Source organism: Sediminibacterium sp. TEGAF015 (genome assembly GCF_025997995.1).
Taxonomy (GTDB): Bacteria; Bacteroidota; Bacteroidia; order Chitinophagales; family Chitinophagaceae; genus Sediminibacterium.
Window position 1 is genome coordinate 919,142 of the sequence record NZ_AP026683.1, and the last position, 21,703, is coordinate 940,844.

The 21,703-nt window shown below is 41.1% G+C and carries 21 protein-coding genes and 1 tRNA gene; 6 read left to right on the forward strand and 16 right to left on the reverse strand.

From position 1 onward, the window contains the following. The first annotated feature begins 117 nt into the window (after window positions 1–117). On the forward strand, window positions 118–2,991 hold the full coding sequence (gene gcvP, locus TEGAF0_RS04125) for an aminomethyl-transferring glycine dehydrogenase (RefSeq protein ID WP_264900302.1): 2,874 nt from the start codon (window positions 118–120) through the stop codon (window positions 2,989–2,991). Window positions 2,992–3,047: 56 nt separating this feature from the next. Here the strand turns inward: gcvP and TEGAF0_RS04130 are convergent, their stop codons facing one another. Beyond that, window positions 3,048–3,425 carry a hypothetical protein gene (locus tag TEGAF0_RS04130; RefSeq protein WP_264900303.1) on the reverse strand — a complete coding sequence of 126 codons (378 nt, stop codon included), beginning with the start codon at window positions 3,423–3,425 and terminating at the stop codon, window positions 3,048–3,050. A gap of 407 nt (window positions 3,426–3,832) precedes the next feature. Between TEGAF0_RS04130 and TEGAF0_RS04135 the strand changes: the two genes are divergently transcribed. Further along, entirely contained in the window at window positions 3,833–4,492 is a 660-nt protein-coding gene (locus TEGAF0_RS04135) for a hypothetical protein (RefSeq protein ID WP_264900304.1), read from the forward strand. Window positions 4,493–4,598: 106 nt separating this feature from the next. Here the strand turns inward: TEGAF0_RS04135 and TEGAF0_RS04140 are convergent, their stop codons facing one another. The 5 genes from TEGAF0_RS04140 to TEGAF0_RS04160 all read right to left on the reverse strand — a co-directional run bounded on the left by TEGAF0_RS04140 (window position 4,599) and on the right by TEGAF0_RS04160 (window position 8,178). Further along, a complete protein-coding gene (locus tag TEGAF0_RS04140) occupies window positions 4,599–5,615 on the reverse strand; it encodes a hypothetical protein (RefSeq protein ID WP_264900305.1) in 1,017 nt (338 codons plus the stop codon). Then, a complete protein-coding gene (gene def, locus TEGAF0_RS04145; protein WP_026763331.1) occupies window positions 5,612–6,190 on the reverse strand; it encodes a peptide deformylase in 579 nt (192 codons plus the stop codon). Before def ends, TEGAF0_RS04140 begins: the two co-directional genes overlap by 4 nt. A gap of 69 nt (window positions 6,191–6,259) precedes the next feature. After that, entirely contained in the window at window positions 6,260–6,670 is a 411-nt protein-coding gene (gene ruvX / locus TEGAF0_RS04150) for a Holliday junction resolvase RuvX (protein ID WP_264900306.1), read from the reverse strand. A 49-nt stretch (window positions 6,671–6,719) separates the two neighbouring features. Then, entirely contained in the window at window positions 6,720–7,640 is a 921-nt protein-coding gene (locus tag TEGAF0_RS04155) for a UbiA-like polyprenyltransferase (protein ID WP_264900308.1), read from the reverse strand. A gap of 1 nt (window position 7,641) precedes the next feature. After that, window positions 7,642–8,178 carry an RNA methyltransferase gene (locus TEGAF0_RS04160; RefSeq protein WP_264900309.1) on the reverse strand — a complete coding sequence of 179 codons (537 nt, stop codon included), beginning with the start codon at window positions 8,176–8,178 and terminating at the stop codon, window positions 7,642–7,644. A gap of 123 nt (window positions 8,179–8,301) precedes the next feature. Here TEGAF0_RS04160 and TEGAF0_RS04165 point away from each other — a divergent pair, with 123 nt between their 5' ends. Together TEGAF0_RS04165 and mutS are read left to right on the forward strand one after the other, a co-directional pair. Further along, entirely contained in the window at window positions 8,302–9,894 is a 1,593-nt protein-coding gene (locus TEGAF0_RS04165) for a M20/M25/M40 family metallo-hydrolase (protein WP_264900310.1), read from the forward strand. A gap of 39 nt (window positions 9,895–9,933) precedes the next feature. Next, window positions 9,934–12,558 carry a DNA mismatch repair protein MutS gene (gene mutS / locus TEGAF0_RS04170; RefSeq protein WP_264900311.1) on the forward strand — a complete coding sequence of 875 codons (2,625 nt, stop codon included), beginning with the start codon at window positions 9,934–9,936 and terminating at the stop codon, window positions 12,556–12,558. Window positions 12,559–12,575: 17 nt separating this feature from the next. On the opposite strand, the gene TEGAF0_RS04175 is transcribed toward mutS, so the two are convergent. Beyond that, window positions 12,576–13,778, reverse strand: coding sequence for an NAD(P)-dependent oxidoreductase (locus TEGAF0_RS04175; RefSeq protein WP_264900313.1), 1,203 nt, complete (start codon window positions 13,776–13,778; stop codon window positions 12,576–12,578). Window positions 13,779–13,862: 84 nt separating this feature from the next. Between TEGAF0_RS04175 and hscB the strand changes: the two genes are divergently transcribed. Both hscB and TEGAF0_RS04185 read left to right on the forward strand, forming a co-directional pair. After that, window positions 13,863–14,369: a Fe-S protein assembly co-chaperone HscB gene (gene hscB, locus TEGAF0_RS04180; RefSeq protein WP_264900315.1), complete on the forward strand. Its 507-nt coding sequence runs from the start codon at window positions 13,863–13,865 to the stop codon at window positions 14,367–14,369. 51 nt (window positions 14,370–14,420) lie between these two features. Next, window positions 14,421–14,507: transfer RNA gene (locus TEGAF0_RS04185), tRNA-Leu, on the forward strand. 296 nt (window positions 14,508–14,803) lie between these two features. Here the strand turns inward: TEGAF0_RS04185 and istB are convergent. From istB to TEGAF0_RS04225, 9 genes are all read right to left on the reverse strand, one after another. After that, window positions 14,804–15,562, reverse strand: a complete 759-nt coding sequence (gene istB, locus TEGAF0_RS04190; protein ID WP_264900316.1) for an IS21-like element helper ATPase IstB — start codon at window positions 15,560–15,562, stop codon at window positions 14,804–14,806. A gap of 32 nt (window positions 15,563–15,594) precedes the next feature. Beyond that, window positions 15,595–16,224: a Mu transposase domain-containing protein gene (locus TEGAF0_RS04195; protein WP_458574897.1), complete on the reverse strand. Its 630-nt coding sequence runs from the start codon at window positions 16,222–16,224 to the stop codon at window positions 15,595–15,597. After that, window positions 16,209–16,997, reverse strand: a complete 789-nt coding sequence (gene istA, locus TEGAF0_RS04200) for an IS21 family transposase (protein WP_264900319.1) — start codon at window positions 16,995–16,997, stop codon at window positions 16,209–16,211. Before istA ends, TEGAF0_RS04195 begins: the two co-directional genes overlap by 16 nt. 217 nt (window positions 16,998–17,214) lie before the next feature. Beyond that, window positions 17,215–17,430, reverse strand: coding sequence for a GDCCVxC domain-containing (seleno)protein (locus TEGAF0_RS13580; protein WP_272501742.1), 216 nt, complete (start codon window positions 17,428–17,430; stop codon window positions 17,215–17,217). A 34-nt stretch (window positions 17,431–17,464) separates the two neighbouring features. After that, the gene (gene merTP, locus TEGAF0_RS04205; RefSeq protein WP_264900321.1) at window positions 17,465–18,085 is read right to left on the reverse strand and encodes a mercuric transport protein MerTP; all 621 of its coding nucleotides are present in this window, start codon (window positions 18,083–18,085) and stop codon (window positions 17,465–17,467) included. Beyond that, a complete protein-coding gene (locus TEGAF0_RS04210; RefSeq protein WP_264900323.1) occupies window positions 18,082–18,459 on the reverse strand; it encodes an ArsR/SmtB family transcription factor in 378 nt (125 codons plus the stop codon). Before TEGAF0_RS04210 ends, merTP begins: the two co-directional genes overlap by 4 nt. Window positions 18,460–18,531: 72 nt before the next feature. Then, window positions 18,532–20,454: a heavy metal translocating P-type ATPase gene (locus TEGAF0_RS04215; RefSeq protein WP_264900325.1), complete on the reverse strand. Its 1,923-nt coding sequence runs from the start codon at window positions 20,452–20,454 to the stop codon at window positions 18,532–18,534. 10 nt (window positions 20,455–20,464) lie between these two features. Beyond that, a complete protein-coding gene (locus TEGAF0_RS04220) occupies window positions 20,465–21,079 on the reverse strand; it encodes a hypothetical protein (protein ID WP_026751864.1) in 615 nt (204 codons plus the stop codon). A 38-nt stretch (window positions 21,080–21,117) separates the two neighbouring features. After that, on the reverse strand, window positions 21,118–21,585 hold the full coding sequence (locus TEGAF0_RS04225; protein ID WP_264900327.1) for an MgtC/SapB family protein: 468 nt from the start codon (window positions 21,583–21,585) through the stop codon (window positions 21,118–21,120). Window positions 21,586–21,703 lie beyond the last annotated feature (118 nt).

Consider the following 21,703-nt stretch of genomic DNA (forward strand, 5'->3'; position numbering starts at 1 on the left):
TTAAACATATTAAGAAATTAATCACAACAGTGTAAAAATAGGTCAATACCTCAACAAAGCATTCAATTTCCTGTTTGAACTTTGTACCTTTGCGCCACAAAAAAGAACCGATTCTGTATGAATTTATTTCAGCATCAATCCACCGAGTTTCAACGCAGACATATAGGACCCAATCCTAGCGATTTGAAAGCCATGTTAGCTACCATTAACGAACCCAATATTGAGTCGTTAATCAGCAAGACCGTACCTGATAGTATTCGCATTAAAGGCGATTTGAATGTACCGCCTGCCATCAGTGAATTTGAGTACCTGACCGAGTTGAAAAAAGTGGCTGCAAAAAATAAATTGTACAAGAATTTTATTGGACAAGGCTACTACGGCACCATCACTCCAAGTGTGATTCTTCGTAATATTTTTGAGAACCCAGGATGGTATACTCAGTATACTCCTTACCAGGCCGAAATTTCTCAGGGTCGTTTGGAAAGCTTATTGAATTTCCAAACAATGGTATCCGACTTAACCGGATTGCCAATGGCCAATGCCTCACTTTTAGACGAAGCAACAGCAGCTGCTGAAGCCATGGCAATGTTGTTCCACCAGGCCAATAAAACAGACAATATTACCAAGCCTAAATTATTTGTAGACAACAATATATTCCCACAAACCAAGCAGGTATTGATTACCCGCGCAGAACCCATTCAGGTAGAGCTGGTATTTGGAGATTATAAAAACAGCAAGATTGATGAAACCTATTTTGGTGTCATCTTACAATACCCTGCAGACAATGGTTCTGTAGAAGACTACAAAGGTTTCATTGACAGCGTACATGCTGCCAATGCCTATGTAATTATGGCAACTGATTTATTGGCTTTAACGGTATTGACTTCTCCGGGAGAACTGGGTGCAGACGTTGCTGTAGGTTCTGCTCAGCGCTTTGGTGTTCCCATGGGATATGGTGGACCACACGCTGCTTTCTTTGCTACCAGTGATGATTTCAAAAGAGGCATGCCGGGCAGATTGATTGGCGTAAGCATTGATGCACAGGGCAACCGTGCATTAAGAATGGCACTACAAACCAGAGAGCAGCATATCAAGCGCGAAAAAGCCACTTCCAATATTTGCACTGCGCAAGCTTTGTTGGCGAATATGGCTGCCATGTATGCAGTGTACCACGGTCCTCAGGGATTAAAAAACATTGCGAGCAGAGTGCATGCATTGGCACAAACAACTGCCAAAGCATTGAATGCATTGGGCATTCAGCAAAACAACACCAATTATTTTGATACTTTACATATCAGTGGTGTAGACGCAACAGACGTAAAAGCAGCAGCAGAAAAAGCAGAAATCAATTTGCGTTATTTTGCCAATGGTACAATAGGTATTTCAATTGATGAAACCACTACCCTTTCAGATGTACAGGCATTGGTAAAAGTATTTGAAAGCGTAACCGGAAAGTCGGCAGGCAATTTGGCAACTGCAGAAAACGGTGCAGCTATTCCTGCTTCCTTACAAAGAACCAGTACCTACCTGTCACATCCTGTTTTCAACACACATCATAGCGAAAGCCAGATGATGCGTTATATCAAGTCTTTGGAAAACAAAGATCTTTCTTTGAATACCAGCATGATCAGCTTAGGTTCCTGCACCATGAAACTGAATGCAGCAACGGAAATGATTCCGGTGAGCTGGCCTGAGTTTGGTGGATTGCATCCCTTTGTACCGGTAAATCAAACCGAAGGATACCAGCAAATTTTACAGGAGCTGAATCAATACCTATGTGCAGTTACCGGCTTTACTGCTTGTAGCTTACAACCCAACAGTGGTGCACAGGGAGAATACGCTGGTTTATTAACCATCAGAGAATACCACAAGAGCAGAAACGAAGCACACAGAAATATTGTGTTGATTCCGATCAGTGCACATGGTACCAACCCTGCCAGTGCTGTAATGGCGGGCTTTAAAGTGGTGGTAGTAAAATGTGATGAAGCAGGAAATATTGATGTAGCCGACTTAAAAGCAAAAGCAGAACAATACAAGGATAACTTAGGTGGATTGATGGTAACCTATCCATCTACCCACGGTGTGTTTGAAGAAACCATCAAGGAAATCTGTGCTATCATTCACGAGAACGGAGGATTGGTATACATGGATGGAGCGAACATGAATGCGCAGGTAGGTTTAACCAGCCCGGGCATGATTGGTGCAGATGTATGTCATTTGAATTTACATAAGACCTTCGCTATTCCACACGGTGGCGGCGGACCTGGCATGGGCCCAATTTGTGTAAACGATAAGCTGGCTCCTTTCTTACCAGGACATTTAACCGGATATGCAAAATCAGGACTGGAAGTTAGCGCAGCACCATTTGGTTCAGCAAGTATTTTATTAATCAGCTATGCCTATATCAAAATGCTGGGAGCGGATGGTATCAGAATGAGTACAGAGTACGCTATCCTGAACGCCAACTACATGAAGGCAAGATTGGAAAAGCATTACCCTATTTTATATACCGGTAAAAACGGCACTTGTGCACACGAATTCATCGTAGACCTAAGACCTTTCAAACAGTCTGCAGGGGTAGAAGCAGAAGACGTAGCTAAGCGTTTGATTGACTATGGTTTCCACGCGCCAACCATGAGTTTCCCTGTTGCAGGCACCATCATGATTGAACCCACAGAAAGCGAAGACAAAGCAGAACTAGATCGTTTCTGCGATGCCTTAATTGCCATCCACGGTGAAATCAAAGACATTGAATCAGGCAAAGCAGATAAGGCCAACAACCCATTAAAGAATGCACCACATACGCAAGCCGTTGTATGTGCAGACGAATGGACCCGTCCTTATAGCAGACAGGAAGCCGCATTCCCATTGTATTATGTAACCCTGAACAAATTCTGGCCAAGTGTGGCTAGGGTGAACAATACGCATGGAGACAGAAACCTAATCTGTACTTGTGAGCCTGTATCTTCTTATGCAGAAGAAAATGCGTAACAGAAAGCGACCAGCAAAGCAACCCTAGTTGAATTAATTTCAAGGGTTGTTATAATTCATATAGAAAGAGCGCTCCGGTTTTTATCGGGGCGCTTTTTTTTGAGCAGATGAATCAATTCGTTTTTATCCTTCAGCGATTTCTCCAGCAACAGTATCCTTTCCTGTAACAATTGCACTAGTTCCATTTCAGGATCCCCTTCCGCAACATAGGGAAGGGCTTGCCGCAGCATTCTTCCTTTACCCGTAAGCAACCAGTGAATATTCATTTCCGGAAAACAAGCCTGAATTTTCAGCAATACCTCTGAGCCCATGGTGCCCTTACCTTTTTTCTGCTTGCTCAGGTAACCATTACTAAGATCACAGGCATGTTCAAACGCATAGGCACTAATATTCTGGTGTTCCAGGTATTGATACAATCGATCCAATAAACGCATAAGCTATTTTTAGCATCAAAATAGCCAACATAAAAAGTTAAAATTGTAGGTATTTACGCATAAAATGCGGTGAATTAACGGAATTAAGCAGACATGGGTATACCAACTACTTGTGATTTTTAGAAAGAAGGATTTGGCTAAATGATAAAATTGCCTATCAACCTAAATTTTAGGTAAATAAACACAACCAAATGATTGACAGGCAATTAAATTGAATTATTGGATATTAAAAACGAAGCCGTTTTACAATCGCTTTCAATTAGGTACAAAGATTAGACCACTGAAAATTCAGAAAATAGATAGAACTTAGAAGTTGAAAAGTTTTAAGCAAACGATTTATTCCCCCGTCTATCCGTACTTAAAACGAAGCGAATTGCATTTTATTTTCTGAACTTAAAAAAAAAGATATGTCTCGTTTATTAACAGGCATTGTTCTGGTAGGATTAGGGCTGTTCACCAGCTGTGCCGGCGGAAAAAGCAGCAGCAGCTCTAAAGGCTATTTAAAAAGCAGCACGCCACAGAACAACCCTGCAGCAAACAATTCATATGCTCCGCCTAGCAATGCAGCGTCAATTGACAAAAGTCAGTACGTAGCTTTTTCACGCGAATTGCAGATGAAACTCATGGCCTACAATGTAGACGTGAAGCGGGTTCAATTTTATATTGACCAAAAACTGATTCTTACCCGTGCACTGGACAGTGCCAAGGCAGAAGTGGCTTCCGGAAGTGTACGTTTCATCAATGGTAAACTCATCAACGAAATTATCATCCCTGCATACACACCCGGCATTATTGAATCAGCCGATTTAAATGGTTTGCGTGTAAGTTTCGAAAACGGAAACAGCTTCCTGTTTGTACCAGCCGAAGGCGAAGACAAATTTGTAGTAGCAGGTAATAACTGGGACAACGGAACAGTAGAAGTTCCCTATGATAAAAATGTTTACAGAGCCGCTGCCGGCGTAACCAATGGCAGTGTTGCCGATGTGAAGCTGGTGGTTAAACTCACCGATGTTACCAAAAGTGACAAGAAAACCCGTACCCTACAAGGCAGAAAGTTGGGTTTATAAAACTTTCAACAAATTTAATCCTTGCCTTACATCAAGCACCCTTCGGGGTGCTTGTTTGTTTATTGCCATTTGCGCCAGGTGATGACGCTATAAAGAAGTTTGAAATTTAATACATACGCTTAAAGTCGAAAAGCGTGGCAGTAAAAATTGCCCGCTCTCTTTTCTTGAAGATTACGTCCCAATTGCCTTTGTAGCGCAGGGTTTTAGGCACAATGATATCGTTGCCCAGGTTCACCATTTCTACTTCCATGCTTACATCAAAATCATACACACCCGCTTTATAACTGAGAGAATAATTTCGCCCCATTACGTTCATGGTTTTCATATTGAACCAGGTAACCATCTGATCTACCACAATGCGGTCATTCTTTAAAAAACCCAAATCGTCTTTGGGTGTAATGGAAAATACATAACAAAGTTCGCCCTTGTATTCTTCAATATCCAGGCGGTATTGATAGTACTTATGTGCAGATTCATCGTATAAGTCCAGCTTGTCGCCAATAAAAGGGATCCCCGAAATTTTCTTGCCCGGATTAAAGAACAACATTTTCAATTGCTCTTTGTGTTTTTCAATTCCCTTCTTCCCTCCTTTGCCCTTGCGCTGTCCTCCTACAATATTGGTTTCACCGCAAATGGTACCCTTAGTAAAAAACAAACTGGCATAAAGTTCTGGTGTGGTATAATTGTAGTCGCCATCACTATCGTAAAAATCACCGGTAATGGTTTCTTCCAGCACATCCATGGTGCGGCATTTGCCATCGTGGTTCTGACGGGTTTTGCTTTGCATGGAAGCCACTACTTTCCCTTTCTTATCCATCATCTGGATATTGTTGTAACTGCTAAAACCCAATATGCGTAAGGTTTTGAAAGCCTTGTAAAAACTGGTGTCGGCCTTTATGCGATCCAATAACATTTTATAGTCGAGGTTATTGCGCACCACTACTTCCGATAAGGTAAATCGCTTTTCGTCGATAATCATCGTGCTGTCTTGTGCATGTGCACGCTTCAATGAAATCAAGAAAACCAGGCAGCACAACAAAGCTGTTAAACCACAATGATTACTCCACCTACAAGACATCATTTGTCTCAAAGAGCTCAATTGAGTCAATGAAACTAGCCTCATTTGGCAAAACTCATTTTGTAATCTACTTTGATCTTACCCTTGCTGATATCGTTCAGCTTGCTCTGCAACATTTTCTTGCGCAGAGGCTTCAGGTAATCGATGAATAATTTTCCTTCAATATGATCGTATTCATGCAGTATTACTCGGGCTGTAATACCAGAAAAGGTAGAACGAAATTGTTTGAAGTTTTCGTCGTAATAAGTCATGGTAACAGATTCACCGCGCATAATGTCTTCGCGGATTTTAGGGATACTTAAACAACCTTCATTGTATGCCCACTCTTCGCCATGAATGGCTTCCACTTGTGCATTAATGAAAACTTTTTTAATACCAGGAGCGTCATTGTATTTGCCTTTTTCGTCTTCTTCCAGGTTTTCGAAAATTTGCTCACTATCCACCACAAACAAACGAATATCGCGATTGATCTGCGGCGCGGCCAATCCCACCCCGTTACTGGAATACATGGTTTCCCACATGTCTTCAATTAATTTAGACAATTCGGGATAATCGGCTGAAATGGGTTGAGCTATTTTTCGCAACACCGGCGCACCATACGCTACAATAGGAAGAATCATAGAAAAATTTAAATTAGATAGCTGCAAAAGTACCCCTAAAGCCCGAACCCACAAAGCTTCAGCCAACCATTAACGGTTTTGCAGGTATTCCTGCAATAAAATGGTAGCAGCAATTTGATCAATATTGCCTTTTTCGCGGCGATCTTTTTTCTTCATACCCATGTCTACCATGGCTCTCACGGCCATTTTGGAGCTATAGCGTTCATCAACGGTTTGCACAGGAATCGTGGGAAAAGTTTTTGTTAAAAGTTTGATGGCTTGCTTCACCAAAGGGGTAGCATGCGTAGGGCTATCATCTAAATTCAGTGGCTCTCCTATTAGTATTAATTCAACGCGTTCGGTAGCGATATAGTTTTGTAAAAATGGAATCAATTCCTTCGTAGGAATCGTGGTTAAAGCCGTAGCAATAATTTGTAAAGGATCGGTAACGGCAATCCCCGTGCGCTTTCCACCATAATCAATACAAAGAATTCTAGCCATTTTATTTTTTTAGTACAGGTTGATTAGAACCGCCGAATCATTCAAACCACTACCAACCATATTGGAAGAACAAGGCTGCAATCACGAAGATAGCAAATACCACAGAAGCAATGCCGTTATTGGTCATGAAAGCCAGGTTGACTTTGCTTAAGTCGTGTGGCTTCACCAAGCGATGTTGATTAATTAATAAGCCAATAAAAACACCGTATCCAATAAAATACAACCAATGAAATTCCCCATATACGCCAGCCATGGTAACACAGGCGGCACTGCATACATGCAATATACGAGACACCAACAAGGCATTCTTTTTACCCAGCGCCGCAGGAATGGAATTCAATTGATTCGCTTTGTCAAAATCCGCATCCTGCAATGCATAAATGATATCGAAACCACTTACCCAGAAAATCACAGCAAAAGAAAACAGCAGCGGCAGCAAAGCAAAGCTGCCCGTAACCGCGAGATAAGCCCCAATAGGCGCCAGTGATAATCCCACCCCTAACACCAAATGACACAAAGCCGTGAAACGCTTAGTATAGCTGTAAAACAAGACCACAAACAAAGCCACAAAAGAGAGATAAAAACAAAGGGGATTAATAAACCAAGTGGCAATAACAAAAACGATACTGTTCCCAATCACAAAACGAAAGGCAGATTCCGCAGACAAAATACCCGCTGGTATTTCGCGAATGGCCGTGCGTGGATTCAATGCATCAAAATGACGATCGAGATAACGATTAAACGCCATGGCTGCATTGCGGGCCGTAACCATACAAACCAGCACCAAGACTAGTTTCTGTAACAATATGGGCGACAATAATCCTGCCATTGTACCAGGAACTACTTGAACATAGCGCCCCGTAACCGAAGCTTGTGGTATCGCCAGAAAAAAACCAATCAAGGCAAAAGGCATCGCAAAAATGGTATGCGAAAATTTAACGAGACTGAGGTAATTCTTTATTGGCTTCAAATCAAATCTTTTTAAAAACTGTTCGCTCCGTGAGCGCCCATAATATAATGCCTGCCGCCACAGAAATGTTCAGCGAATGCTTGGAGCCCAGCTGCGGAATTTCAATACAACCATCGCAGATATCCAAAACTTCATCGGAAACTCCTTCCACTTCATTGCCCATCACAATTGCAATATTTTCATTCCCAGGATTAAACTCGTGAAGGAACACAGCCCCCTCAGCCTGTTCAACAGCGTATACTTTATAGCCATTCGCCTGAAGGGATTGCACAGCGTCTACGGTGGATTCCGCATATTCCCAGGCAACGGTTTCCGTGGCCCCCAGTGCTGTTTTATGAATATCCCTATGAGGTGGACGCGGTGTATACCCGCATAGTACCATTTTCTCAATTAAAAAAGCATCGGCCGAACGAAATACCGAGCCTACATTGTGCATACTGCGAATATTATCGAGCACCACTACCAGGGGCGTTTTCTCGGATCGCTTAAAATCTTCGATGGATTTACGCCCTAATTCTTGCATTGACCATTTGCGCATGGGGCAAAGGTACTACTCATCCACTCATAAAATCCTGGGCGATTTGTTGCAGAAAAAAACTACATTAACCTTTTCAAATTAAACAGAAGCAGAACCCATTCAGTAACACAACCCTAAACCAATATGAGAAAATTCATCAAACACTCATTGCTACTCGCATTGGCCAGCCCAATTATGGCCATGGCCCAAACAGAGCCAGTAGATCAAGCGGTCATTAATCGCATCCGCAAAGAAGGATTAGAGAATTCCAAAGTAATGGACATTGTTTTTAACCTCACCGATATGAGTGGCCCAAGACTGGCCAATTCACCCGGTTATAATCGCGCAGCCAATTATGCCATCAATACCCTGAAAGGATGGGGTGTAGAAAAAGCGGAACTGGATGCCTGGGGCGAATTTGGAAAAGGCTGGGAACTGGAGAAATCCTATATGGCCATGACCGCTCCTTATTACAAGCCGATTATGATTTATCCCAAGACCTGGACTGCTGGCAATAAAAAATTGCAGTCTGCCGAAGTATTGGTAATTAGTGCCAGAGACACAGCCGATTTATTGAAATATACAGGACAACTAAAGGGCAAAGTATTGATGCTGGATCAGCTAACCACTTACAAGCATTCCTTTAAAGCGGATGCGGTTCGCTTTACCGATGAAGAATTGGCAAAAATGGAAGCAGCAACAATTGCACCCGCAAGACCCGTAGATACAGCCGCACAACGCAGACAAATGCAAGCCATGGCGGCACAACGCGGAGGTAGCGCCTCTGCCCGTACAATAGCTATTTTAAAAGATATGGCCAAGGCAGAAGGTGCAGTGGCATTATTGAGCAGCGGAGGCACTAGAAGCCATGATGGCACTGTGTTTGCACAAGGTGGTGGTGCATACCAAGGCACAGCCCCAGAAAACTTTTTAGACATTGCCATAGGAATTGAAGACTTCAATAGTTTGTTGCGCATTGCCAAAACTGGGACACCGGTAAAATTAGATGTAGAGGTAAAAACAAAATTCTATACCAAGGATTTACAGGGCTATAATGTAATAGGAGAAATTCCAGGCACTGACCCCGTATTAAAAAATGAAATCGTCATGATTGGTGCCCACTTGGATTCCTGGCAGGCAGGAACTGGTGCTACCGATAATGCATCAGGATCAGCGGTAATGATGGAAGTGATGCGCATTTTAAAAGCCTTGAATATTTCTACTAAGCGCACCATACGCATTGGTTTATGGAGTGCAGAAGAACAGGGTTTATGGGGCTCCAGAGGCTATGTAAAAAAGACATTTGCCGATCCAGCAGATATGAAATTATTACCCGAACATGAGAAGTTATCTGGCTATTTCAATATTGACAATGGTACCGGAAAAATCAGAGGGATTTATTTACAGGGCAACGAAGCTTGCCGCGATATTTTCAAAGCTTGGTTAACCCCCTTCAAAGATTTAGGAGCAGGAACCCTAACCATCAACAATACGGGCGGAACCGATCACCAGTCATTTGATGGAGTTGGCTTGCCTGGATTCCAGTTTATTCAGGACCCTATTGAATACGATACCCGCACCCACCATAGCAATATGGATGTCTATGACCATTTGATAGAAGACGATCTAAAACAAATGGCAACCATCGTTGCAAGCTTTGTATATCATACGGCTCAGCGCGATGCCAAACTACCTAGAAAACCATTGCCAGCAGCCAGACCCGCTATGAGAAGATAGGGCAAACAAAATACTACGGGTATCATTATATTTGTTGCCATGGCAAAAGCAGGCAACGATACCCCATTGATGCAACAGCATCGGGCGATTAAGCAAAAATATCCCGATGCTGTTTTGTTATTTAGGGTGGGCGATTTTTATGAAACTTTTGGTGAAGACGCCATTATTGCGTCCAAAGTATTGGGCATTACCCTAACGCGCAGAAACAACGGGGCTGCGGCATCCAGCGAACTGGCCGGGTTTCCGCACCACTCTTTGGAAACCTATTTGCACAAACTGGTAAAAGCAGGCCATCGGGTAGCCGTATGCGATCAGTTAGAAGATCCCAAGACTGTCAAAGGCATAGTCAAAAGAGGGGTAACCGAAATGGTAACACCGGGCATTGCCACCAGCGATAAATTACTCGAGAACAACAGCAATAATTTTTTAGCCGCCGTGCATTATGCCGATAAGAAAACAGGCATTGCCTTACTCGATATTAGTACCGGAGAATTTTTTGGCGCTGCCGGCAATGAAGAATATATAGACAAGCTTTTACAGAGTCTGCAACCAGCAGAAGTGATTTTTGATCGCGGCTATTTAAAAAAATTCAAAGAGCAATACGGCACTAAGTTTTATACCTACACTTTAGAACGATGGATTTTTGAACAAGGCTTTGCAGAAGAATCCTTGCTCAAACATTTTAATACCCATTCCCTAAAGGGATTTGGGATGGACGACATGCCTGAAGCCATTATTGCGGCCAGTGCCATCCTGCATTATTTAAAAGATACCGAACATCCCAACCTGCAACATATCACGCGATTGCAACGTATAGAGCGGGAAGATTTTTTATGGATGGATCGTTTTACCATACGCAACTTAGAATTGTTGCCGACGCATGCAGAGGGACATCATTCTTTGTTGGATGTATTGGATCATACAGTAAGCCCCATGGGAGGTAGATTGTTGAAACGCTGGATGGTATTTCCGCTAAAACAGGAAGCATCCATACAACAAAGATTGGACGCTGTGGAATGGCTGATTTTGAATCCTGATACACGCCAACCCTTGTTAACGGCCATGAAAGCTTGTGGGGATCTAGAACGGCTGGTCAGCAAAATTGCTTTACAAAAAATAGGCCCACGGGAAGTGTTGCAGCTAGCCAAAGGATTGGCAGAGACCGCTGCTATTAAACAACTATTAGCCACTGCATCTAACCATTATTTACAACAATTGTCTGCGCAATTGAATCCCTGCGAAACCATGCAAGAGCGCATCAACAGAGAGATACAGGAAAACCCAGCCGTCTTGATTTCGAAGGGAGGCGTTATTGCAGCAGGTGTACACCAAGAGTTGGACGAACTAAGGGCCATTGCCAATGGAGGAAAAGAATACCTGGTAAGCATACAAGAAAGAGAAGCAGAAAGAACGGGGATCAGCTCTTTAAAAATCAGCTTCAACAATGTATTTGGTTATTATTTAGAAGTAACCAATGTGCACAAAAACAAAGTGCCATCCGATTGGATACGCAAGCAAACGTTGACCAATGCAGAGCGATACATTACGCCGGAACTCAAAACCTATGAAGAAAAAATCATGGGGGCCGAAGACCGTATCCTTGCGATAGAGCAAAGCTTATATGCTCAATTGATACAAGACTTACAAGCTTTTATTGAACCCATACAAATCAATGGACAAGCCATTGCGATCTTGGATTGTTTGGCCTGCTTTGCCGAGAATGCCTTATTATACAATTACCGAAAACCCACGATACACAAGGGTTTGGAGTTGAACATACAAGAAGGTAGGCATCCAGTAATAGAACAAAAATTACCGGCCGATCAACCCTATATTGCCAATGATATTGTGCTAGACAATCAGGGGCAACAGATCATTATTTTAACGGGTCCGAATATGAGTGGTAAGAGTGCGCTCTTAAGACAGACCGCCATCATTACCCTGATGGCGCATATGGGATCCTTTGTGCCAGCCACAGAAGCTTTGATCCCCCTAACTGATAAAATATTTACCCGCGTAGGCGCATCCGATAATTTAAGTGGGGGCGAATCGACTTTCATGGTAGAAATGAATGAGACCGCTAGTATCATCAACAATATGAGCGAACGCAGTTTGATTTTGTTGGATGAAATTGGAAGAGGCACTGCTACCTATGATGGTATCTCTATTGCCTGGAGTATGGTGGAATTCATACACAATAGCCAAGAAGCTCCAAAGACTTTATTTGCAACACACTACCATGAGTTAAACGAGCTGGAAGAACATTTGCCCCGCGTAAAGAACTACCATATCACGCACAAAGAGCTCAACAATAAAATTATTTTCTTGCGCAAAATGGCGGCCGGTGGAAGCACACATAGTTTTGGTATACAGGTAGCCAAGATGGCGGGTATGCCAGCCCCTTTGATAAAGCGAGCCAATGCCATCATGGAGCAATTAGAAAAAGCCCATGTGCGAGAGGAAGCAGGAAATCAAGGCGGCAAAAATGCAGTGAGTGAAGCCGTGCAAAATGCGGCTGTACCCAAAGTGCAATTAAGCATTTTTGATGCGCATACGGAAACTTTTGAAAGCATCCGCGAGAAACTGAATGCGATTGATATCAATCAGCTAACACCAGTAGAAGCCTTAATGAAACTCAATGAGATCAAGGCTTTGCTGAAATAGGGCATGAACAAGCTGCGTTAATCTAAAGCTGCATAGTCTTTTAAATAATGAAAAGGCTCGGTGAGTTGCCCATTCTCTAAAATGGTGGCATTCGAAATGGTATTGCTACCGCCCTTGCGAATATCGTCAAGGATATATTTGATGAGTTGCTCCCCAAAATAACGGCTCGCATCACGGGGCAATTCATTGGGCAAATTTCCCACCGCCATGATATCAATGGAACCATCTATATACGGAACCGTTTTTTCACCAGTTTGTACATTCACTCCATACACAGGATCATCAATAGTGGCATCCCCTAAATTACAAGGCACAGAACCATGCTTGTCATCGGTGATATCGGCAATGGTTTGGATGCGAAAATCAGGGCGTTTTAAATCGTCCATTTCAAATAAACGCGGAACATTGTTACCCCAGTAAATACCATTCATGAGCACATCGGTATGCGCGCAATAAGGCAGGAACAAACAATTGTACTCTTCGGGATGCTCGTGAAAATGATCGCGATTGTATTGTTGGGTGGTTTTGTGTTGATAGAGATGGCTGCCTTTCAAGTGCACATAAACAGGATAATCAAATTCTTTGCTCAGGTATTCATCGGGCTCCACTTCCTGTACGTCTAACAGGTTCATGATTTCGAGAATACCATGGGCCACTCTCCCACTCCCTGTAACGGCAATTTTAATGGGCGGTAATTTTAATCCAAAATAGGTATGAATCAATGCGCGATAATCTTTGATTTTATGGACTCTTTCTAAAGAAAAAGCACCGGTACGATTGCCATACGCCATGATGCCGTTATGTGCGCCCACTATTCCGGCAAAAAAACCAAAACCAATGATGCGCTGACCGTCTTTGTGTTCCAGGCATTCATAATCGATCAGGGTAATATTTTTCTGCACCATGGCCTGCATGAGCCCACGGTTGTAAGGCTGCAGCTTCTTGGTATGAGAGAAAAACATATAACGCTTATTGGGAATCAATTGAGCAACGGGCACTTCTTTAATGCCCAGTAATAAATTACAATCGGACAAATCATGGGTAAGCTCTACCCCAGCCTGAGCATATTCTTGATCGGTATAACAACGATTGGGAGAATGCTCCACTTTCACTTGCACATCGGGCACATTCTTAATAAGCCATTTACACTGCGAAGGTGTAAGCGCCACCCGGTTATCCGCAGGAATTTTCCCTTCTTTGATTAATCCAATCACAAGCATCGTACAAAATATTTCAACGAAAGTACAACAGCCCACCCAACCCACACATGATATTTATCATTTTAGAAAGCTGTAAATTTGCGCATGAATTATTTTGAATTATACGGGATTACACCTGGCTTTACCATCAACGCAGCGGCCCTGAAAAAAAAGTTCTACGAGCTGAGCCGTCAGTATCACCCCGACTTTAATGGGGGCGGCACAGCCAGCGAACAGGAAGAAGCCTTGGAAATCTCCGCCACTATCAATGAAGCCCATAAAACCCTGCAAAACCCCGATTTATTAATCAAATATGTATTGGGATTGAAGGGGATGATACAGGAAGAAGAAAAATACAACCTCCCACCCGATTTTTTAATGGAAGTGATGGACTTGAACGAGCAGGTGATGGAGCTAGACAAAACAGATACTGACGCTGTAAACACTCTACAAACAGCGGCTAAAAACCTACAAGATGAAATACATGAAGCTATTGCACCCCATCTGGCGAATTATTCGCACGATACTGTTACCGAAAAAGAGCTGTTGCAAATAAAGGACTACTATTATAAAAAAAAGTACCTCGACCGAATTCTATTAGGATTGAAATAGAATATTTTGGAAAATCAATTGGGTTAGGCTAATATTGCACTCCGATTTGAAGCCCAGATGGCGGAACTGGTAGACGCGCTAGACTCAAAATCTGGTTATCGCAAGGTAGTGCAGGTTCGATTCCTGTTCTGGGCACCACATAAAAACTTGAAACCCCTATCAATATTGAATTGTAGGGGTTTTTGAGTTTTATAAGGTACAATAGAGGTACAAAAATTGTAGGATTGCTAGGTATTTAACTAAACTTCTTCATCCCAGAATTAGTACTTTTTGTCTAGAATGTGTAAATACCAGACAACTTGATCCCCATTCGCCAAAGCAATGTGACCCCCTAAGAAACTCTTTCCAATAATGGATTGATTGAGGCCTAAAAAAATGGTAAAGAACTAGTTGTAATTGTTTTTCAAACGTAGGATTTATTTTGTCTATTTTGATTAAATATTTTTCTCGGTTTCTGCAGTGCTGCTTTCTTTTTTTAATTTGCGTAAAGATTCCCCCTTTAACTCTACACGTACTGATTGATGAACCAGTCTGTCAAGTATAGCATCGGCTACAGTTTGTTCTCCAATCACATCGTACCAGTTTTTCACTGGAACCTGCGATGCAATGATAGTACTTCGTTTACTATGTCGGTCTTCTACAATATCCATCAATAATGCTCTACCGCTAGCATCAAAAGCTTGGATTCCAAAATCATCTAGTATTAACAGGTCTTGTTTTTCTATACGAGTAAGCTCTCTGAGGTGCGAGCCATCGGCTTTGGCCATTTTTAAGATGGATAGTAATTTGGCGGTATTGGTGTAGTAAACTTTAAACCCAAACAAACAGGCTTGGCGCCCAATGGCGGATGCCAGATAACTCTTGCCTGTACCGGTACTACCAGTAATAAATACATCTTGTCCCTTTTTTATAAACTCGCAAGTAAGCAAGCGATCTATTTGATTTTTATCCAGTTCTCGTTTATTACTAAAGTCAATACCGTCTACATCTGCCATATAGCGGAACTTAGCTGTTTTAATATTTCTCTGTAGGGAACGATGTTTACGATCGTCCCATTCATTTTGTACTAAGTACTGTGCCATCTCATCATTGGTAAAGCTAACTGGAGGTGGAAGCTCTACAAAAGTTTTAAAAGCGGTTTGCATTCCAAGCAGGCGCATATCGCCCATTTTCTTTAAGGTGTCTTTGTTCATTAATGTTGGTTTAAAATTTAGTGATAAAAGCTTTATTCGTAGTATTCTGCACCACGTACATTTTCGTGTGATGGCATATCTGTATTCAGTATCTCATCTTCCATTGGAATCGTGTCTGCTTTTGTTCGTAGTATCTGGTCTATAATACCATAGTTATAGATACCATAACTATCTGCTCGTTTACACGCATTAACGAGCCTAGTATTACCTACTCGTTTGGCAAAGTTTAATACGCCAGAACAAGATTTATAACTTTGTTCTGGATAAATTTCACGAGCTAATATCTTGGCTATGTAAGCTGCTACACTTTCCCCGATGGCGCTAGCAGTTGACATAAATTTCTGGGGATTCCAATCAGCTGCATACTTATGCTGGGTGGCAAGATGGTCTTGGATAGTAATATACTTGAGTCCTTTGCCGATATATCTATCATGAACGGCTACCACTTCGTTTTCATCATACACCGACAACTTTGTAGTGCTGTACTTTATTTTCAACCGCTTACCTATTAACTTGTAGGGTACGCTGTAATATCGTTTATCAACACTAAGCAACACATGTCCATACTTGTTTACAGTTGATAGCTGCGAAGTCATCGGCTCAAATAAATATGGATTTAGCGGTTGCAACGTTTGCTTCTCTAGTTCTATAAACTGTTGCATCCTGCTATAGCTTCTACCAACGCTTTGTCTTTAGGTTTATAAGTACGAGTTGGATATCCAAACGTATGGTAATGTTCTGCAAAAGCAGCGAAGGTTTCATTGAGTTGTGCCTCATACTTACTGGCTTTGGTAACTGCCGACTTTAAATTATCTGGCACAATAGCCTGGGGAACACCTCCATAAAAATGAAGGGCACGTTCACAGCATAAAATAAAATCTTCTTTGCATTGGGAGTGTACTGCCATTACAAAAGTGAGTTGACTGCAACCCAGGATAGCTACAAAAACTTCCAGTTCACTTATCTCACCCGTTTGCGCATCCACCAAGTGTAATTTCTGTCCAGTAAAATCTACAAACATTTTATCGCCTGCTTTATGTACCATTTTTAAAGAGGGCTTACCTTGCTGCATATACTTATTAAGCTTATCCAAAAAGGATGAACTCTTATATCCATCTGTACACTGGGTTAAATAAAACTCATAAACCTTACCCTTTGTTACACCACGTTTCCTAAGCATACTTGCGAGTAATGGAAGAAGTGGTTCTAAATCCGCTTGTCGCCTATTAAATACCACAATAGGCTCTTTAATTAAAAACAACCGAGACATCTGAGCATCGCTCATCGCTTCAATCTGCTCTATTGTTTTCTCCGATAAAACATAGCGATACAGATACTTTTTAATAGTATTACGAGCAATCCCTGTTGATTGACTAATTGACTTTGTTCCCTTCCCTGAAGCATAAAGACGGAGAATCTGGCGTATTGTAAACATCTCAATTGTTTTGTTAGACATGTATGGAAAGCACTTGATGAATCAAGAACCTCCCGATTTTTTCCTACGAAAACAACTAATTCTTATACCAATATCTAGGGGGTCAATTTAAAATGGCGAAAGGGGGTCAGTTTGCTCTGGCGAACAGGGGTCACTTTACAATGGTATTAGGGGGTCAATTTGACTGGATTTTCCACTTTTACTTTTAAAAACCTATTTACTTACAACAAGATTTATTCATTTGTATAGGTGGACAAGCGACAGTGCCATAACTACAAAATACACAACAATCTCCCTGCTGCGGCTTTAATACAGTTTGGCAGTTTGTACATTGATAAAAATATTGACAAGCATCCGTCGGCATTGTTTCCACTTTCTGAAAACCACAATTTGGGCAAGTGATACTGGATTGCAGTGTTAATGTATTTTCCATATTTTCTTAGTTTTGATCGAAACAAGATTTACCACTACCGGGTAAATTGATAGCTTTTTACTTTATACCCTGTTCTATTAATGGCTGCTTCTATTGTTTTCTCATCAATTTTTGATTTATCAAAACTGACTAGGCTGCTTCTGGTGGCATAAGAGGTTTTATAAGCTAATACGCCATTTACTTTAGACAGTTCACTATTTACATGTTCCTCACATGCCTTGCAAGTCATACCTTGTATGATAAACTTTACCTGTTGTTGATGATCAAATACTGCAGGAGCTGTTGCCTGTACTTTTTGTTTTGGATAAAACATTTTTGCATATAGCGGAAGAGTCATCATCAAAATAGCAAATACAGTTACGATAGCTAAAAATGTTTTAGTCTGAAGGAATGAAGGCTTCTTAGTTGTTGCGCAATTGCAATCCACAACGTTTGTCTTAGCTGGTTTTAATTTAAAATACCATGCAAATGCCAATACAGCAATTGATAAACCTACTAAATACGGCCTTGCCGGTTCTATCCATGAAAAGTTAGCGACAATACTGCTGCTACCGGCAAGTAATGCAATAATAGGCGTCATACAACAAAGTGAAGCAGCTATGGCAGCAAGAACACCTGCGCCCGTAAATGTTCCTGATGATTTTGCACTTATCATACCGTTTCCAGTTTTTGAGTTTGTACCTTAATATGTTTAAAGAAGGGCTTTAAAATCTTTAGATTTTCCTGTGTAAGTGAATAATAAATTGTTTGCCCTTCCTTACGGGTTTCAACAATATTTCCATCCTTCAGTTTTCGCAGATGTTGTGATACTGCCGGAATACTAATTCCTAAAATATCAGAAAGATCACAAGGACACAATTCCTTTTCTTCTTCCAATAAATAAACAATCTTGAGCCTTACTTCGTTACCTGCCAAGGCTAATATGTTAGACAAGCTTGCAAAAGACTCTTGTGCAGTTCTTAACTTGTTTTTGCAACTCTTTATTTGCTCATGATCGGCAAAGAGCCTGATACAAGTATTATTGTCCATTCATCAAAGATAGCAAGAATCATTATTTAAGCAAATGCTTAAATAATGAAATACATCTTATAACATTTTTTTTTAAACCTTTATTCTTTGAATCCTAACCGCATTCAATATCGCTAATAAAGCAACACCTACGTCCGCAATTACTGCTTCCCATAGAGTAGCTACACCGCCTGCGCCCAAAATCAATACAAACACTTTTACTGTCATAGCTAAGATGATGTTTTGCCAAACAATGCTCCGGGTTATCTTTCCAATTTTAATAGCTGAAACTATCTTCTGGGGCTGATCGTTTTGAATGACTACATCTGCTGTTTCAATTGTGGCATCGCTCCCTAACCCTCCCATTGCTATTCCAGCATCCGCCAATGCAACCACAGGTGCATCATTAACACCATCACCAACAAAAGCGATATGTCGCCCTTCATCTTTTAGCCTCTGTACTTTCTCAACCTTACCCTCTGGTAGTAAATCACCATAAGCCTCATCTATACCAATCTTCCTTGCGACCTCATCTACTACAGATTGCTTATCGCCTGAAAGCATTACTGTTTTAATATTAAGGCTGTGCATGTCTTTGACAGCCTGGGCAGCATCGTCTTTTATTTCATCGGCAATAGTTATAAAACCTGCATATTGATTATTTATTGCAACAACAACGATTGTGTCAACAATGGTTTCTATTTCTGTTGGGTAGGATATGTTGTATTTCTTCAACAGTTTTGCATTACCTGCAAGCAAGTCCCTTCCACCTACTTTTCCCTTTAAGCCATAACCTGCGATTTCTTCTACTGTATCTGCATTGATACCATTGACAGTTTCACCGGCATACTCCGTTACGGCTTTGGCTATAGGATGAGTTGAATTCTTCTCCACCGCAGCCGTAAGCTTTACCAACTCCTTTTCATCTATGTTGACCGAAACGACTTGTTGTACTTTAAAAACTCCTTTTGTCAATGTGCCGGTTTTATCCATAACCACAGCATTAACCTTTGTCATTACATCAAGAAAGTTTCCTCCCTTAAATAAAATACCATTACGTGAGGCAAGACCTATGCCACCAAAATACCCTAGTGGAATGGATACCACCAATGCACATGGACAACTGATTACCAAGAATACCAGTGCTCGGTAAAACCATGTTTGAAAATTATAATCTTCCACAAAAAAGTAAGGGACAAAACAAACTACAACAGCAAGAAAGAAAACGATTGGTGTGTAGATTTTGGCGAACCTGGAAATAAATAGTTGTGTCTGTGATTTTCTTGCAGTAGCATCTTGAACCATTTCTAAAATCTTACTCAGTTTACTATCTTTAAACAGCGCTTTCACTTTGATTTCTGCTACTGTATGCAGATTAATCATTCCCGCAAGAATAGTTTCTCCCTTATATTTTGCATCTGGTTTACTTTCCCCTGTTAAAGCTGCTGTATTAAATGAAGCATTTTCTGAAATCAGTTCACCATCTAATGCTACTTTTTCACCTGGTTTTACTAAGATGGTTTCGTTTAACTCAATAATAGAAGGGTCAACAACAAGAAGCGTACCATTTCTTGAAACTGTTACTTCATCGGGTCTTACGTCAAGCAGGGCTTTAATACTTCTTTTGGCATTATTTACAGCCGCATCCTGGAACCATTCGCCGATTTGGTAAAAAACCATCACAGCCACGCCTTCTTCATATTCTCCAATCACAAATGCACCGATAGTGGCAACACTCATCAACACAAATTCATTGAAAATATCTCCCCGCTTTGACTTTCTGAAAGCAAGGTCCAGTACTTTACGACCTGCCAATAAATAAGCTCCCAGGTTTATGATCAATGAGGGAATCTTAGAGAACTCAATTTTGAACCCATATTCCAATACAAGCAGAATGATTAATATTGCTAATGCCAATAATAGATCCCAATGATTTTTCCAACCCGATTCGTTTTCATCCTTAGCGGATCCATGGCCATGTGCAGCAATTTTTGTTTCATCATGTTTATGTGTCATACTATCTTATTTAGTGTAAAAAAAATGTAACAATACCTACTATAATTAAAACTATACCTGTAATTCGTTTTTCATTATGCTCAATAAATTGTGAATTCATCATTTGAACTCCTTTAAATGCAAGTATTACAAGAGTGATAATCCCGGTGATGCTGATTACTGCATATACTAAAGCGATCAATAAGATACCATTCAAGCCATAAGCACCAGCTGTCAGAAAAAGACTTTCTACTTCCAGGCAAGGAGATAAAAACATAGTGGTCGCAAAAATCAACACCCATTTAGTTTTTGACTTTTTGTAGTGCGGCACGTCATTATTTGCAGTATGATGATGCGGCAGATTAACTGTAAAATATATCAAACCGAATATGATCAATAATACTGGAGCAATTACATGCACATATCCTTCAAAGTGATACGCCAGCTTTGAGCCCACCATTCCCAAAGCTATCCCAAGAATAACAGTACCCATCACATGCGCAGAGGCAGAAATAGATGCCACCAGTATCAATTCATACTTTTCCCATTTCTCCGACCTTGCAATAGCAACCAATGGCAACCAGTGATTGGGAATAAGAGCATGAGTAATCCCTAATAATATGGTACCTGTTATTATACTATACATGTTACAATACTCCTATTATACAATTTTATTTTAACCAATTAATCAGTGTTGTGTTTTTCGTTATGCCTGTTTATCATTTTATTTTTCCATTTTACATACCATTTCTGGTGATGCAGTGAAAGCAATAAATATAAGGTAACTGTTCCAACAATAGCAATGATAAACATACTGAGGCCTACTGCCACACCAACTGCGGCAGTACACCAAACCGTGGCTGCTGTTGTAAGTCCATGAGATGTTCCGGCACTGTCGTTCCGATAAATAATACCAGCTCCAAGAAAGCCTACACCTGTAACAATATTGGCTATTACCCGGGAGATAGCAGCAGCATCACCTACAAGATGAGCCGCAACAGCAGTAAATAAAGTAGCTCCGATACAAACAGCGGCATAGGTTCTTATACCGGCATTGCGGGCGTGTTTCTCTCTGTCAAAGCCAATAAAAGTACCCAACAGAAACGAAACGATGAGTTTCCCAACAATTATTAATTCGAATCGAACATCCATTTTTTCAATATTTACATAACATAATAGGTATTTGGATTTTCTTCAGCCGGCAGATTTCTATCACCTATCATCTGTTTTAAATTAATATCCATGGTAGCGGATAAACTTATTACTGGGA